Raw genomic sequence first — 16,714 nt, forward strand, 5'->3', positions numbered from 1 at the left:
ATCTATCAGATAGCTAAAACTGCAACACTATCTCCTCTTACCTTCCTATCACTCTTTAACTGTTAAGGTGCATACAAGATGAAATCAGGTTTTGTTGGCAGCGGCCTACTCTTGCACTCAGTCACCCGAGGACTACCATCGGCGCTGAAGGGCTTAACTGCCAGGTTCGAGATGGGACTGGGTGTACCCCCTCCGCTCTAGCCACCAACAAAACCTGTATTCAACTATCAATTTACGACTTCTGCTGTTCGCACAGCAGCCGTCATCTCAACTCAATTGTGTGTGTAGCTTGCACGTCTCGACGCTTAATGCCTGCCGCCTCACGTGGATTAAGTCCTCGTGCATTAGTACGGCTCGGCTCAACACCTCACAGTGCGTACACCTGCCGCCTATCTAACCGGTAGTCTCCCGGTGCACTTACCCTTTTACAGTGGGGATCTCATCTTGAGGCGCGTTTCCCACTTAGATGCTTTCAGCGGTTATCGCTGCCAGACTTAGCTACCCAGCAATGCCTCTGGCGAGACAACTGGTACACCAGCGGTCTGTCCACCCCGGTCCTCTCGTACTAGGGGCAGCCCCTCTCAAATCCCCTTCGCCCACAGCGGATAGAGACCGACCTGTCTCACGACGGTCTGAACCCAGCTCGCGTACCGCTTTAACCGGCGAACAGCCGGACCCTTGGGACCTACTTCAGCCCCAGGATGCGACGAGCCGACATCGAGGTGCCAAACCTCCTCGTCGATGTGAACTCTTGGAGGAGATCAGCCTGTTATCCCCGGGGTAGCTTTTGTCCGTTAAGCCACGGCCCTTCCACTCGGAACCGTAGGATCACTAAGCCCGACTTTCGTCTCTGCTCGACTTGTTTGTCTCGCAGTCAAGCTCCCTTATGCCTTTACACTCTACGGCTGGTTTCCATTCAGCCTGAGGGAACCTTTGGGCGCCTCCGTTACTCTTTAGGAGGCGACCGCCCCAGTCAAACTGCCTACCAGACACTGTCCCCATGCCCGATCAGGGCCACAGGTTAGAGCCAAGACTCCATCAGGGTGGTATTTCAACGTCGACTCCACCGATCCTAGCGGACCAGCTTCTTAGCCTCCCACCTATCCTACACAGACAAAGCCCTAACTCAATGTCAAGCTACAGTAAAGCTCCACGGGGTCTTTTTGTCCTGCTGCGGGTAAACGGCATCTTCACCGCTATTTCAACTTCGCCGGGTCCCTTGTTGAGACAGTGCTCTGCTCGTTACGCCTTTCGTGCGGGTCGGAACTTACCCGACAAGGAATTTCGCTACCTTAGGACCGTTATAGTTACGGCCGCCGTTCACCGGGGCTTCGGTTCAAAGCTCATCACCTCTCCCCTTAACCTTCCGGCACTGGGCAGGCGTCAGCCCCTATACGTCAGCTTTCGCTTTCGCAGAGACCTGTGTTTTTGTTAAACAGTCGGCAGAGCCATTTCGCTGCGACCACCAATCGCTCAGACAAGCTAGTCGCCCTCACAACCAGTGGCAGTCCTTTTCCCTAAGTTACGGACTTAATTTGCCTAATTCCTTAACAAGGGTTCTCCCGTTCGCCTTGGTATTCTCTACCCATCTACCTGTGTCGGTTTGCGGTACGGTCACGCATACCTCGCTAGAGGCTTTTCTCGGCAGCTCGGGCTCAGCCACTTCCGGCCCTCTCAGGCTCCGCCATCACCCCTCAAGCTCCAGGAACGGTTTTCCCTATCCCCTTCATCGCCCTACAGGCTTAGCACCAGAATCCAATAACTGGCTGGCCTACCCCCCTGCGTCACCCCTTCACTCAAACGGTATCACGTGGTACAGGAATATTAACCTGTTGTCCATCGGCTACGCCATCCGGCCTCGCCTTAGGCCCGACTAACCCGACGCGGATTGACCTTCCGTCGGAAACCTTAGATTTACGGCGAACACGGTTCTCACGTGTTTTCGCTACTCATGCCAGCATTCTCTCTTCTGCACGCTCCAGGCGTCTTTCCAGTCACCCTTCTCTGCTGTGCAGAACGCTCCCCCTACCACTCATATACCCGCAAGTATATGAATCCGCAGCTTCGGTGACGAGCTTTAGCCCCGTTAAATTTTCGGCGCAGGATCACTAGACCAGTGAGCTATTACGCACTCTTTCAAGGATGGCTGCTTCTAAGCCAACCTCCTGGCTGTCTGGGTAATCCCACATCCTTTCCCACTTAGCTCGTACTTCAGGACCTTAGCTGGCGATCTGGGCTGTTTCCCTTTTGACCACGAAACTCATCTCCCGTAGTCCGACTCCCAAGCTACAACTACCGGTATTTGAAGTTTGGTTTGGTTTGGTAAGCTATACGCCCCCTAGCCAATCCAGTGCCCTACCCCCGGTATTCAACACTTGAGGCTAGCCCTAAAGCTATTTCCGGGGAGAACCAGCTATCTCCAAGTTCGTTTGGCATTTCACCCCTACTCACAGTTCATCTCATAATTTTGCAACATTAACGAGTTCGGGCCTCCACGAGGCGTTACCCCGCTTCACCCTGACCATGAGTAGCTCACCTGGTTTCGGGTCTACTCCCAGCAACTTGTCGCCCTTTTCAGACTCGCTTTCGCTACGGCTCCGGCTGTATCTGCCTTAACCTCGCTACTGAAAGTAACTCGCTGGCTCATTCTCCAAGAGGCACGCCGTCAGACCTCCCCTTTCGGGTATTGTCCTCCGACTGCTTGTAAGCATACGGTTTCAGGTTCTATTTCACTCCGGTTAACCCGGGTTCTTTTCACCTTTCCCTCACGGTACTTGTTCACTATCGGTCGCCAGTAGTCTTTAGCCTTAGAGAGTGGTCTCCCTTGCTTCCCACAAGATTCCTCGTGTCCCGTGGTACTCAGGGTACTAGCAGGAGTCTCAGACCTTTCGTCTACAGGAGTCTCACCTTCTGCGCTCTGCCTTCCCAGTACAGTTCGACTAGACCTGAAATTTCTTACTCCTTCGTGTCTCTGCAACAACACGCCCTAGCCCCTTCAACCCCCACGCTGCAACGGCTGCAGCCTTCTACACAACGTGGGTTTAGGCTCCTCCCCCTTTCGCTCGCCACTACTCAGGGAATGTTCTCTTTTCCTCCGGGTACTTAGATGTTTCAGTTCCCCAGGTGCCCCCTGCTCACCCTATGTATTCAGATGACAGTGCCTGGGCATTCCCCCAGGCGGGTTTCCCCATTCGGATATCCCCGGCTCTCACGCTTGATGACAGCTCACCGAGGCTTTTCGCAGCCATCCACGTCCTTCTTCGGCTTCTGGCGCCTAGGCATCCACCGTATGCCCTTACTAACTTAATCCACGTGAGACGGCATTCATTAAACGTCTTCTATCCTCTTCCATCGCCTTCTTCGCTATCATGCCATCTACACTCACACAATTCAGTTGTTAATGTCCTCGGCCAGATCACTACCTTCCAGTAATAACCTCTCCGCCCAGCGTTGCACGCTAGCGGCTAAGCTCCTGCTCTCTCCGCACAAGCTCACCCGCTATCTCACAACCCATTCAAAAACCCGGCTTCCCAACCGGGCTCTCGCTTTATCTCTCGCTCTATCCTTCTTTCCCCCCACTCTCAGTGGGCCTTTCTGGACTCGAACCAGAGACCTTTCCCTTATCAGAGGAATGCTCTAACCAGCTGAGCTAAAGGCCCTCTCTCTCCCTCTCAATGTGCCTTAACCGCTAAAGAGTGATAGGAAAATTCAAAGATAGCTACAGCCCTAACCTCAGAGTAGGCTCCCAAAACCGCTTCCGCAGCCCTCGGCACGCCTTTCTCCCTAGAAAGGAGGTGATCCAGCCGCACCTTCCGGTACAGCTACCTTGTTACGACTTCGTCCCAGTCACTAGTCCCACCCTCGGCGGCTGCCTCCTCGCGGTTAGCTCACCGACTTCAGGTGTTACCAGCTCCCATGACGTGACGGGCGGTGTGTACAAGGCCCGGGAACGTATTCACCGCCGTATTGCTGACCGGCGATTACTAGCAACTCCGACTTCATGGAGGCGAGTTGCAGCCTCCAATCTGAACTGAGGCCGGCTTTGTGAGATTAGCTCTACCTCGCGGCTTTGCAACCCTCTGTACCGACCATTGTAGCGTGTGTGTAGCCCTGGATATAAAGGCCATGCTGACTTGACGTCATCCCCACCTTCCTCCGGCTTGATACCGGCAGTCTCGCCAGACACTTATAACTGGCAACAGGGGTTGCGCTCGTTGCGGGACTTAACCCAACACCTCACGGCACGAGCTGACGACAGCCATGCAGCACCTGTGGACGCTGCCCGAAGGCTCGTTCCCCTTTCGGTTCACTACTACGCCCATGTCAAACCCAGGTAAGGTTTTTCGCGTTGCATCGAATTAAACCACACGCTCCGCTGCTTGTGCGGGCCCCCGTCAATTCCTTTGAGTTTTAGCCTTGCGACCGTACTCCCCAGGCGGTGAACTTATCGCGTTTGCTACGGCACCGACGGAATTCATACCGCCAACACCCAGTTCCATCGTTTACAGCGTGGACTACCGGGGTATCTAATCCCGTTCGCTACCCACGCTTTCGCGCCTCAGTGTCAGTTGCGAGCCAGGGCGCCGCTTTCGCCACTGGTATTCCTCCCGATATCTACGCATTCCACCACTACACCGGGAATTCTGCACCCCTCTCTCGCCCTCAAGCCAAGCAGTCTTGAACGTCTCCTCCCAGTTAAGCCAAGAGATTTTACATCCAACTTACTCAACCACCTACGCGCTCTTTACGCCCAGTAAATCCGGATAACGCTCGCCACCTACGTTTTACCGCGGCTGCTGGCACGTAGTTAGCCGTGACTTATTCCCAGGGTACCGTCCTTCCTCGTCCCCGGAAAAGGAGTTTACAACCCGAAAGCCTTCGTCCTCCGCGGCGTTGCTGGGTCAGCCTTCCGGCCATTGCCCAATATTCCTCACTGCTGCCTCCCGTAGGAGTTTGGCCCGTGTCTCAGTGCCAATGTGGCTGATCGTCCTCTCAGACCAGCTACCGATCATCGCCTTGGTAAGCCGTTACCTTGCCAACTAGCTAATCGGACGCAGGCCCCTCCTCAGCGCATTGCTGCTTTCCTTGTGGCCCTCTAACAACCACAAGCTCATGCGGTATTAGCTCAAGTTTCCCTGAGTTATCCCCCCACTAAAGGATAGGTCACCGACGCGTTACTCACCCGTGCGCCACTGTCTACCTAAGCAGACCGTTCAACTTGCATGTGTTAAGCACGCCGCCAGCGTTCATCCTGAGCCAGGATCAAACTCTCCATTTAATCCTAACCTTTATCTTATCTATCAGATAGCTAAAACTGCAACACTATCTCCTCTTACCTTCCTATCACTCTTTAACTGTTAAGGTGCATACAAGGTCAGATAGCCGAAAAAACAGCAGGCCAGTTCATGTGCCTGCTTTCGATCTAACCTATAGGTTGCTGCCTACGCAACAACACGAGCTATTCTACTACACAACCAGTGCGTTAGCAAATCGCAGACAGGCTCCGATTGAGCCAACCGGTCTTCACCCAGGAAGTCGCCAGCTTTGTCTCACGATTTTTGATTGTGATGTAAAATTACGCTTCTCAAAGAACCGCCCGCCAGTATCTCTACTGTGCGAGCGCATTTGCAGTTGGGTATTGTATCAGGCGCACCACGTCCTGTCAAATCTGCTGCGCCTGTCCGGCCGAAACTCTTCACCACGCACCAGGGTATGTAGTCCTACAAGCCACGCCGAGTCTGCGTCCCGTGGGTGGCCCTGAAGGCGTGTCCTGTCAAATTCGCGAGCGACTTCGGTGATCCACTCTTGCACTTGCGAACCGATGAACTCACACACAGACGTGACTCACGCGCAACGCCTGGTACGGGGCATACCATGCACTTGTTGCTGAACCACTACCCCTTTGAAAGAACTTTCTCTCTCGGCTGCCCCAACAGGCAACGAGGGCCGAATTTACCACGCCCTCCCCGATGTGTCAAATCCAACGCACAAGCCGGACAAACTCGCTGGGGCATCTCTCCGGCCACGACGCTGACCCGCGTCGCGGCCCGGCGCCTGTCGCCTAGCGCATCTCGCTGCGCCCATCCAAGGCACTCGCCAGTGTCACCGCGTCCGCATATTCCAAGTCCCCGCCCACCGGCAAACCACGCGCCAGCCGTGTCATCCGCATCCCCGCGATCTGCAACTGCCGCTGAATCCAAGCTGCCGTATTGTCGCCCTCCAGGCCAGGGTTGGTGGCCAGGATGATCTCCTGCACCGGGCGCCGCTGAATGCGCCGAATCAACTCCGCAATTTTCAGTTCCTCCGGCCCGATGCCGTCAATCGGCGAAATCACCCCATGCAGGACATGATAGACGCCCCGATAGCTCCCCGTCCGTTCGATCGCCAGGACATCGAGCGGCTCTTCGACCACACAGATGACAGAATGATCGCGACTCTCATTCGCGCAGATCGAGCACGGGCTGGTCTCGACTACGTTGAAACATTCCGCACACAACTGCGTGTGTGCTTTGAGATCCAGCAGCGCCTGGCCCAGCCCTTGTGTGATCTCATCCGGCGCGCGCAGCAAGAAGAAAGCCAGGCGGGAAGCCGTTTTCGGCCCGATGCCAGGCAAGCGTGCAAAGGCATCAATGAGGCGCGCAACGGGTGGTGCGAGTGGTTCCATAGTCGTAATCCGCCGTAATCCTAGAAAAGACCAGGCAGGCTCAAACCGCCAGTGAGCGCCGCCATCCGTTTGGATGCCAACGCCTGCGACTGCGCCAACGCCTCGTTGACAGCCGCTACCAGCAGGTCCTGCAGCATCTCGACATCCCCTGGGTCAACCGCCTCAGGCTTGAGCGTGATAGAGGTAATCCGCTGATCCCCGGTGGCAACCACCGTGACCGCCTCTCCGCCCACGGAAACCGTGACCGTTTCCGACTTGAGCGCCTCTTGCGTCTTACCCATCTCTTCCTGCAGCTTCTGGATTTGCGACATCATGTTGCCGCCCCCGCCCGCGCCGCCGCCAGGACCGCCCCGCATGGGTGGCTGTGGCACAAACCCGCGATGTTTACCTTTTGACATGACCGATCTTCATTCCTTTCTATTTCTTCCTGTCTCTTTCTGTCTCTTTCTGTCTCTTCCTGTCTCTTCCTATTTCAATGCTATTTCACATCGAAACGTTGGGTTAGTCCGCTGGCAGTTCGCGCACCACGGCGCCCAGTTCTCTGGCATGCGCTCAGGACCGAATCGTCCGCCGGTTGACTGCCAACCGCCCGCGACGCCACCGCCTCAGGCTCGGCAGCCTGCACGCTGACAATCTCCGGTTGCACCACTGCCGGGGTTGTGCGCACCCGTGGCTGGTATTGATCCTCGGCTATCACGATGATACGATGAGGTCCGCCCAGGACCTCACTTAACACCGCTTCCAGCGTGGCCTTGTTCTCCGGCTCCAGGAGGCGACGTGCACTGTAAGGCGCGCCCTGCTTGTTGCCGTCAAAACCAATGATCACCTGGGACTGCTCGACCGCCAGGAAACGCACACCGCCTGTCAGAATGCCCAGCAACGTGCGGCGCCGATTCTGTAGCAATTCCTTGACGCGCGCCCAATTCTGACGCAGCACGGTGAGCTGATCAACATCGGCGGCGTCCTCAGGCGCGGGCGGGGCCTGCGTCGGTGTCGGCGCCATCGCGACTCCCGCCGCGGGCGCGGACGCCGGGGTCAGGGGCGCAGGTTTCTCAGCCACTGTTGGCTGGCCGGGCACAGAGACAGGCTGACTTTCTGCCAGGGCGTCGGTCGGCTTGTCGGCCACGGGAGCGACTGCGGGAGCGCTGCGGGCCAGGCCAGTGACCGGCGCGGCCTGCCTCTCGCTCACAACAGATGGCGCCTGACCAGCGCCGTCCAGTGCAGCGTCAACCACGGCCAGCTCCAGCGCCAACTGGGGGACGCCCTGCAAATTGCCGCGCAGATCAACGACGGCCTGGCTGAACAGGCGAATGGCACGCAAGAGCGCGGCCGGATCGAACCGCCGCGCCTGCTGGGCCATGTCGCGGATCGTCTCGGCCGGCAGATCAATCAGGGTCTCGTTGCCGCCCAGTTGAATGAGCAAAAGCGCACGCAAATAATCCACCGTCTGGCGCGCCAGCTCGCGCAGCTCGACGCCAGTGGTTGACAGATCTCCGATGACATCGAGGCCAGCCGCGGGATCGTGCGCGGCCAGGGCGTTCACCAGGCGCGCAATGGCCGCACTCGGCACCGTGCCCAGCATCGCCTCCACCTGCTGAGCCGTGATCGTCTCACCGCCATAGGCCATCAGTTGATCCAACAGGCTGATCGCGTCGCGCATACAGCCCGTGGCGTGGCGCGCAATGGTATTCAGGGCATCCAGTTCGGCGCGGCGTTCCTCGGCCTGGCAAATCGCCTGCAGATGCTGCACCATCTCCCGCTGCGGGATACGCCGGAAATCGAAGCGCTGACAGCGCGAGATTACCGTGGCCGGCACCTTCTGCACGTCGGTGGTGGCCAGGATGAAAATGACGTGCGCCGGCGGCTCTTCCAGCGTCTTCAGCAGCGCGTTGAAGGATGAAGTCGAGAGCATATGTACTTCATCTATAATGTAAATTTTATAGCGCGCTTCGCCAGGGCGGAAGTTGACCCGATCAATGACGGTCTCACGCATGTTGTCAACGCCCGTGTGAGACGCCGCATCAATTTCGATGAGATCGAGCATGCGATCCTCGTTGATCGCGCGGCAGATGCGACACTGATTACAGGGGCGCTCAGCGGGCGCAGCCTCGCAATTGACCGCCTTGGCCAGAATACGCGCCATGCTGGTCTTACCGGTGCCCCGCGGGCCGGTGAAAAGATAGGCGTGCGCGATGCGATCATCGCGCAGGGCGTTGCGCAGTGTCTGCGTGATCGGCTCCTGGCCAATCAACTCGTCGAATGTCTGGGAACGCCACTTGCGATAGAGGGCCTGCGCTGCCATTGCCATCTCCTTACCAACGGTCCTGTAGGCTAGGGGCTTGTCAAAACACAACTGCCTGTTCTTGCCTGCATTTTGCTCAGAAAAAGCGAGAACTCATTCTTTGGCAAGCCCTAACCGGCCAGAAGTTTATCACTTTCAGGCTGGATTGGCAAGCGACTTACGCCGACCGCACGTCGCGATCACGACCGCTCCAGCCAGCAGCGCAGCCTGGGCGCCGGCTGACGTTGACAGGCTGGCGTGGCGACGTATAATAGACTTAGCTTGTGAACGACAAAGGTTGATATATGCAGCATTTTGCGGAACACGCCACCGAATTGGGTCTCACCTTGAGCAGCGAACAGTGCCTACGGTTCGAACAGTATGCCGCGGCGTTGGCGGAGTGGAATGAGCGATTCAATCTCACCACCATCACCGAGCCGGCGCAGGTGGAAACCCATCATTTTCTCGATTCTCTGAGCGCGTTGCCGGTGCTGGCTGCCGTTCAGAGCCTGAAACTACCCGCGCTCCTGACTTCGACACCCACAGCAATTGATGTCGGTACTGGGGCAGGGCTGCCAGGATTGGCCCTCAAACTGGTGTGGCCCGGCCTGCAGTTGACGCTGCTGGAAGGCACGGGCAAGAAGGTCACCTTCCTTGAGCATATGATTCAACTCTACGGATTGAGCGGAGTCAGGGCGGTGCATGGTCGCGCCGAAGAGCTGGCCGGTCACGCGCCCTGGCGTGAAGGGTTCGACCTGGTGTTGGCGCGTGCCGTCGCGCCCCTGCCGATCTTACTCGAGTACCTGCTGCCCCTGGCGCGCGTCGGCGGTTGGATTCTCGCCTACAAGGGCGCCGTGCCGCAGGTTGATGCCGAGTTGGCCGCCAGCGGCGATGCCATCACCCAACTGGGCGGGCAACTGATCAGCGTGCAGGCGCTGCAGGTGCCGGGCCTGCACGAACGGCGCAGCCTGATCGTCATGCGCAAGGTCAAGCCTACTCCGCGCGCCTTTCCTCGCGCCAGCGGCGTCATCCGCAAGCGCCCGTTGGGCAGCAGCCAGTAGGCCCCACAGAACACCTCCGCCCAACCACCCCTTTTTCCTTGACAAATCGCCTGTGCTGATGTATCATTACTATGAACGGTCGTTCATAATAATAGGTGACTTATGGAAGAAGAACTCAGCAAAGGCGAACGCACGCGGGCAACCATCCTGGCTGTTGCCTACAACCTGTTCGTCACCACTGGCTATCACGGCACTTCGATGCGCCTGATTGCTGACGGCGCCGGGTTGGTCGTCGGCGGGGTGTACAACCATTTTCCCAGCAAGGAAGAGATTTTCAAGGCGGTGGTGCGCACCTATCACCCGTTCGTGACCATGATTCCCCAACTCAATGCGTCGTCCACCGGGCAGACGGCCGAGGAGATTCTGCGGGCGACGGCCCAACGTCTCATGGCTGAAATTGACCGGCAGCCGGGCCTGATCAACCTGATGTTCATCGAACTCGTGGAGTTCAACGGTCAGCATATCCCGGAACTGGTGGAACTTCTGCTGCCCAGTGTGTTCGGGTTCCTGGAGCGGTTGCAGGCCGCGCCCGGGCGTTTGCGCCCGTTCAGTCCGCCGGCCATTTTCCGCATCTTTCTGGGCAGCATCTTTGCCCATTACCTCACCGCTTCCCTCCTGAGCCGTTCGACACTCAACCAGGCCACCCCTGCCACGGGCGGCCTCGGCACCCTGGACGATGTCATGGACATGTTCTTTCACGGGATCATGGCCCCGCTGACGCCGGAACTCCCGCCCGCCCCGGTGCTTGACGATGTCGCCCGACCCGCTTCGTTCAGCCCGACGCCGCCGCCTGACGCGGCGCCTCAGCCACAGGACACACCGACCCCGCCATTGTCACCCGTAGAACCTACCGCCCCTGGCCCCACCTGGAAGGGCGGCCGGCGTGTATCCCCGCGGAGAAGTGTCTGAAATCAAGCAGGCGTTTTCTGTTTTGACGCCACGGAGCATAGGTATGAGCACAAAACCCACGGTGTTAGCGCTCGCTCAAGCTGACGCCTCGCTGGCGACGGCGGGCGGGAAAGGCGCCAATCTGACCCGCCTGGTGCGCGCCGGGTTGCCGGTGCCGCCAGGCTTCATTATTTCCACCGCAGCCTACCAGGCCTACGTTGGCAGCAACCACCTGGATGCCGTCATTACGGTGGCGTTGGCCGCGCTGCGCACCGATGACCCGGCCGCGCTGGCAGCCGCCTCGGAGACCATGCGCAGCCGCTTCGCGGCCGGGGTGATGCCCGCCAACCTGGCTGCGGAAATCAGCCAGGCCTACGCCAACCTGGGACGCCCGCCCGTCGCCGTGCGCTCATCTGCCACGGCCGAAGACCTGCCCGATATGTCCTTTGCGGGACAACAGGACACCTACCTGCACATCATCGGCGACGCGGCGCTGCTGACCGCGGTCATCAACTGCTGGAGCAGCCTGTGGACCGCACGCGCCATTGGCTATCGCGCCCGCAATGGCATTGACCAGGACAGCGTGGCCCTGGCCGTCGTCGTGCAAGAGATGGTGCCCAGCGCAGCCTCTGGTGTCCTTTTCACAGCGAACCCCTTGAGCGGCAAACGCAACGAGCTCGTCATTGACGCCATCTTCGGCCTGGGCGAGGCCCTGGTCTCCGGCCTGGTCGAACCTGACCATTACGTGGTGGATGCGCAGGGCCGCATCGTCAGCAAGACCCTGGGCGCCAAAGCCCTGGCGATTCACGGTCAGGCCGGCGGCGGCACGATCACCGCGCCCAACGATGCCGGTCAGCGCCAGGCCCTACCCGACCCGGTGATTACGGAACTGGCCGGCCTCGGCCGCCGCGTGGCCGAGATCTTCGGTACGCCGCAGGACATCGAATGGGGCTGGGCGGAAGGTCGCCTGGCGCTGCTGCAGGCACGGCCGATCACCTCACTCTTCCCCCTGCCAGCGCCGTTTCCGCCCGAACCGTTGCGCGCCTTCTTCTCGTTGGGCGCGGCGCAGGGAATGCTCGACCCGATTACGCCCCTGGGCCGGGACTTCTTCATGAATCTCGTGGTTTTCGCTTCTGGCCTGTTTGGCGCCCGCTGCACGCTGCAAACGCAGAAGGCCCTGGCCGAAGCGGGTGAACGTTTGTTCATCAACATCACCGGCGCGCTCAAGAATCAAACCACGCGTGGTTTGATCAACGGATTCCTCAGCGTCATTGAGCCGGGAACGCATGAATTGCTGGCTCCCCTGTTGAACGACGCGCGCCTGGCGCCTAACAGCCGCGGTTTTAGCCTGCGCGCGCTGTGGAACATGGTACGCTTCTTCGCTCCACTGGTGCGCACCGTGGCGGTCAATTTGTCACGGCCTGAGCATGGCCGAGCTGTCACCCAGCAGTCCATCGAGCGAATGCTGACTGGCATGGAAGCAGAGGCTCAGGCCGCCACCAGTCTGGGTGCGCGCGTGGCCCTGGTCGAAACGTTGCCGCGCCACCTTCTCACCACCTTTATGCCTTACATCATTCCGAGCGTGGCGTCCGGCATCATCCCACTACGCCTGCTCAACGTGCTCTCCCAGGATGTGCCCGACGGGCCACAATGGGTGCTGACCACCACCCGCGGCCTGCCGTACAACGTGACCACCGAGATGGACCTGGCGCTGTGGGCCACGGCCCAGCAGATCAAGGCCGATGCTGCGGCGGCCGCGGCCTTCAAGCAAGCGGATGCCGTCGCCCTGGCCCGCGGCTATGAGGCCAGGCAGCTACCGCCAGTCGCCCAGACGGCGCTCAGCGCCTTCCTGCGCCGCTATGGCATGCGCGGCGTGGGCGAAATTGACATTGGCCGCCGGCGCTGGCGCGAAGACCCCACGCAAATCATGCAGGTGGTGCAGAGCTATCTCAACATCGAAGACCCTAATCAGGCGCCGGATGTCGTTTTCAAGCGCGGCGCGGTGACAGCTGAAGCAGCCATCGAACACCTGACGCACGCGATACGGCGGGGCAAACGCGGCTGGATCAAGGCGCGGCTGGCGCGCGTGCGGCCGCGCGGCGCATCCGTGCCCTGGCCGGTCTGCGCGAAACGCCCAAATTTTCGATCATTCGCGCCATGGGCATCTTGCGTCAGGTCTTATTGGACAGCGGCCGCGCCCTGGTCGCAGCCGGTATTTTGGAGCAGGCCGAGGATGTCTTTTTCTTGACCACAGCCGAGTTGCAGCAACTGGCATCGGGCGCGCGCGCCGCGTGGAAGCCGCTGGTGGCCGCACGTCGCGCCTCCTACGATCGCGAGAAGCAGCGCCGCCAGGTGCCGCGCCTCCTGCTGAGCGACGGCCAGGTCTTCTATGCGGGCCTGGGGGCAAGCAACGCGGATGGCGCCATCACCGGCAGCCCCGTCTCGCCCGGTGTGGTCGAAGGCGTGGTGCATGTCGTGCTTGACCCGCGCGGCGCGCAGTTGGCGCCAGGCGAAATCCTGGTCTGTCCTGGCACCGATCCGGCCTGGACCCCACTCTTTTTGGCGGCGGGCGGCCTGGTGATGGAGGTCGGTGGCCTGATGACGCACGGCTCGGTCGTCGCGCGCGAATACGGCATCCCGGCCGTGGTTGGCGTGCATGAAGCCACGACGCGCCTCAAAACCGGTCAGCGTATCCGCGTGGACGGCTCGGTCGGGCGGGTGACGGTGCTCACCCCCTGATTTTGACAAACGCTGCCAATTGAAGTAGGATATTGCCGTAACCCGAAAGAGTGTCTCAGGAGTGAGGTTCGAAGATGACGGTTTGTAGTCAATCACAGAAGGCCTGGTTTGACCTGCGACGGGAATTCCCGATCACGGGTGCGACCGCGCGCGGCTCTGCCTGGGCAGGAGGAGGAGAGTAGTTTTCTATTCTCAGCCATCTGCCGTCAGCGAGCCGCCAAACAGGCGGCTTTTTTATTGCCTGCGATCGGAGGTAAACAGTATGGTAGCTCAATCCATCTTGCTGCTGAATGCGTCGTATGAGCCACTGACCGTGGTGACGATGGCGCGCGCGGTCAAGCTCCTGCTGCGAGGTCGCGTGGAGGCGGTCAGCGCCGAGCATGTCACGGTGTCCAGCGCCGCGCAGACGCTGGCAGTGCCGCAGGTGCTGCGCCTGAAGATCTACGCGCGCGTCCCGCATCGCCGCACGCCGGCCTGGACGCGCAGCGGGGTGTTCGAGCGCGATGATTTCACCTGCGCTTACTGCGGTCGTCGCCATGCGGGCCGCGATCTCACGGTGGATCATCTCATCCCGGCGTCGCGGGGTGGAGCCTCCACCTGGGGCAATACGGTCGCGGCCTGCGCGCGCTGCAATCAGCGCAAGGCCAATCGCACGCCGCATGAGGCTGGCATGAAGCTGCTGATCGAGCCAAAGACCCCGCGCACCAGCTACCTGATCGCCAGCGGCGATGTGCCCGCGGCCTGGAAGATGTGGATTGAGCTGTGAGGTGTAGGGAGGTGGGACATCTATAGCACAACGCACGCCTTCGATTTGTTGGCATAACTCGCCAACGATGGTACCATAGGCCGTCAGCAGATAACCCAGGTCAACCAACACCGAAAGGAAAAATGCTCATGCCAACTATTCACCGTACCTTGATGATCCTCCTGCTCGCCTGTCTGCTTGCCAGCCTGCCGCCCGCCAGCGCCCTGGCTGCTGAACTTTCGCAAACAGGCAAAGCGCCGGCCGCGGACCAAACCGGGCCGGCTGTCACCATCGCCACCACGCTGATCGTCGGCAGCCTGGAACGCCCGGTCTATGTCACGGCTGCGCCGGCCGACCGCGCCCGCCTCTTCATCATCGAAAAGCGCGGGCGTATTCGCATCTACAAAAACGGCGGCCTGCTGCCCACCTCGTTCCTGGATGTCTCCGCCCTGGTGAGCTACGGCAATGAAGAAGGGCTGTTGAGCATGGCGTTTCATCCCAACTACGCCAGCAACGGCTACTTCTACATCTACTACGTCAATCTCTCCGGCAACCTGCAGATCGTCCGCTACAGCGTGTCCGCCAACCCCGATGTAGCCAATGTGGCCAGCGCCCTGACGATCATCACCATCGCCCATCCCACTAACTCCAACCACAACGGCGGCCAACTGCAGTTTGGGCCGGACGGCTATCTCTATCTCGGCACGGGCGACGGCGGCAGCGGCGGTGATCCGCCCAACAACGCGCAGAACACCGGCGTCCTCCTGGGCAAGATGCTGCGCCTGGATGTGGACGGCGGCACACCCTACGCCATCCCGCCCACCAATCCCTTTGTGGGGGCAGGCAATCCGCTGGATGAAATCTGGGATCTCGGCACGCGCAACCCCTGGCGCTTCAGCTTCGACCGCCTCACCCATGATCTCTGGATCGGCGATGTGGGGCAGGGCGACTGGGAAGAGGTGGACCTGGAACCGGCCGGCAGCGCGGGCGGCGTCAACTACGGCTGGCGCTGCATGGAAGGCAACGCGCAGTACAACTTCTCAGGCAACTGCAGTTCGCTGACCCTCACCCCGCCGGTGCATGTCTACAGCCACGGCAACGGCTGCTCCATTAGCGGCGGCTACCGCTTTCGCGGCTCGCCCAACAGCAGCTTCTTCGGCCAGTATTTCTTTGCCGATTACTGCGGGGGCAGCCAGGCGCGCAGCCTCACCTTCGGTGGCAGCACCTGGACCGCGGCCAACCACACCTTGACGCCTCCGGCCGGCCGCAGCATTGCCTTTCTCAGTTCCTTCGGTCAGGACGCCATCGGCGATCTGTACATCGTCACCGATTGCTCCAACTATGGCGGCACCTGCGGCAATGGCTCCGGCGCGGTCTACAAGCTGAGCCTGCGTCCCGTCTGCACTCCCGGCGCGTTCACCACCGATGTCAACGGCGATGGTCTGCAGGACGTCCTGGATGTGCAGCTCGTCGCGGCCGATTTCCAGCGCACCGATTTCGTGCCCGATCATGATCTGGACTGCAGCGGCGCGGTGGAGGTCGGTGATATTCAGGCCGTGGCCACGGTGTGGGGCAACCAGGGTTTGCAGCCATGATGCGGCGCGTCGTCAGCCGGCGCTGGCTGCCGCTAACGATCCTGGTCGCAGCTGCCGTCATCGGCCTGGGCAGCTTGGGTGTGTGGCAGGTGCGGCGCCTCAACGAGCGGCGGGCGCTCAACACCGACATCCAGGCGCGCCTGGCCGCGCCGGCCATCGAGTTGACAGGCGCGGTGGCGGATCCGGCGGCGCTCAACTATCGGCATGTGCGGGTGCAAGGCGCCTTCGACCCCGGTCCGGAGATCGTCCTGCGCAATCAAGCCCGGCAAGATGAGCCTGGTGTCCACCTGCTGACGCCGCTGCGTCTGGCCGGCAGCGACCAGGCCGTCTTGATTGATCGCGGCTGGATCCCCTACGATGCGCCTCGCAGTCAATACCCGGCCCCGGGCGAGGCCGTCATCATCGAAGGCATTGCACGCGCGACCCAGGCGCGGCAGGGCTGGTTGTCCCCGCTCGACCCGGCCCTGACGGCCGAGCTGACCCGTGTGGAAAGCTGGTATCGGGTAGACATTGCGCGCATCCAGGAACAGACGCCCTATCCGTTGCTGCCTATTTTTGTGCAGCAGACCCAGGGCTTTGCCGGCGGCGTGCTACCGGCCGCTGATGTGGAGATTGATCTGAGTGACGGGCCGCATCTCAGCTACGCCATTCAGTGGTTTGCCTTCGCCACAACCCTGCTGATTGGCTATGGATTCCTGATCCAGCACCAATCAGCGGACGCCTGAATAGCCCATGCTGCAG

10 protein-coding genes, 1 tRNA gene and 3 rRNA genes are annotated in these 16,714 nt (G+C 60.2%); 7 read left to right on the plus strand and 7 right to left on the minus strand.

Translation table 11 applies throughout. The annotated features are described in order from the left end of the window. Positions 1–92 precede the first annotated feature (92 nt). From rrf to dnaX, 7 genes are all read right to left on the minus strand, one after another. Positions 93–209, minus strand: a 5S ribosomal RNA gene (gene rrf, locus IPF85_RS17765). A gap of 116 nt (positions 210–325) precedes the next feature. Then, positions 326–3,309, minus strand: a 23S ribosomal RNA gene (locus tag IPF85_RS17770). Positions 3,310–3,585: 276 nt separating this feature from the next. Beyond that, a tRNA-Ile gene (locus IPF85_RS17775) sits at positions 3,586–3,659 on the minus strand. A gap of 128 nt (positions 3,660–3,787) precedes the next feature. Beyond that, positions 3,788–5,278, minus strand: a 16S ribosomal RNA gene (locus IPF85_RS17780). The 16S, 23S and 5S rRNA genes sit together here with 1 tRNA gene alongside, the layout of an rRNA operon. A gap of 783 nt (positions 5,279–6,061) precedes the next feature. Then, positions 6,062–6,664 carry a recombination mediator RecR gene (gene recR, locus IPF85_RS17785; protein ID WP_343409393.1) on the minus strand — a complete coding sequence of 201 codons (603 nt, stop codon included), beginning with the start codon at positions 6,662–6,664 and terminating at the stop codon, positions 6,062–6,064. A gap of 20 nt (positions 6,665–6,684) precedes the next feature. Next, complete coding sequence (locus IPF85_RS17790; RefSeq protein WP_343409422.1) at positions 6,685–7,020, minus strand: YbaB/EbfC family nucleoid-associated protein; 336 nt, start codon at positions 7,018–7,020, stop codon at positions 6,685–6,687. 122 nt (positions 7,021–7,142) lie between these two features. Further along, positions 7,143–8,966, minus strand: coding sequence for a DNA polymerase III subunit gamma/tau (gene dnaX / locus IPF85_RS17795; RefSeq protein ID WP_343409394.1), 1,824 nt, complete (start codon positions 8,964–8,966; stop codon positions 7,143–7,145). 284 nt (positions 8,967–9,250) lie between these two features. On the opposite strand from dnaX, the gene rsmG reads away from it, so the two are divergent. From rsmG to IPF85_RS17830, 7 genes are all read left to right on the plus strand, one after another. After that, entirely contained in the window at positions 9,251–10,006 is a 756-nt protein-coding gene (rsmG, locus tag IPF85_RS17800; protein ID WP_343409395.1) for a 16S rRNA (guanine(527)-N(7))-methyltransferase RsmG, read from the plus strand. 102 nt (positions 10,007–10,108) lie between these two features. Further along, on the plus strand, positions 10,109–10,915 hold the full coding sequence (locus tag IPF85_RS17805) for a TetR/AcrR family transcriptional regulator (RefSeq protein ID WP_343409396.1): 807 nt from the start codon (positions 10,109–10,111) through the stop codon (positions 10,913–10,915). Between the two features lie 43 nt (positions 10,916–10,958). Further along, a complete protein-coding gene (locus IPF85_RS17810) occupies positions 10,959–13,142 on the plus strand; it encodes a PEP/pyruvate-binding domain-containing protein (protein ID WP_343409397.1) in 2,184 nt (727 codons plus the stop codon). Continuing rightward, positions 13,052–13,633 (plus strand): PEP-utilizing enzyme, encoded by a 582-nt coding sequence (locus tag IPF85_RS17815; protein WP_343409398.1) that lies wholly within the window; start codon positions 13,052–13,054, stop codon positions 13,631–13,633. The genes IPF85_RS17810 and IPF85_RS17815 overlap by 91 nt, the downstream gene beginning before the upstream one ends. Positions 13,634–13,895: 262 nt before the next feature. After that, a complete protein-coding gene (locus IPF85_RS17820; protein ID WP_343409399.1) occupies positions 13,896–14,399 on the plus strand; it encodes an HNH endonuclease in 504 nt (167 codons plus the stop codon). Positions 14,400–14,527: 128 nt separating this feature from the next. Then, positions 14,528–15,973 (plus strand): PQQ-dependent sugar dehydrogenase, encoded by a 1,446-nt coding sequence (locus tag IPF85_RS17825; RefSeq protein WP_343409400.1) that lies wholly within the window; start codon positions 14,528–14,530, stop codon positions 15,971–15,973. Next, on the plus strand, positions 15,970–16,698 hold the full coding sequence (locus IPF85_RS17830; RefSeq protein WP_343409401.1) for an SURF1 family protein: 729 nt from the start codon (positions 15,970–15,972) through the stop codon (positions 16,696–16,698). The genes IPF85_RS17825 and IPF85_RS17830 overlap by 4 nt, the downstream gene beginning before the upstream one ends. Positions 16,699–16,714: the final 16 nt, after the last annotated feature.

Source organism: Candidatus Amarolinea dominans, assembly GCF_016704685.1.
In the GTDB taxonomy this organism is placed as follows: Bacteria; Chloroflexota; Anaerolineae; order SSC4; family Amarolineaceae; genus Amarolinea; species Amarolinea dominans.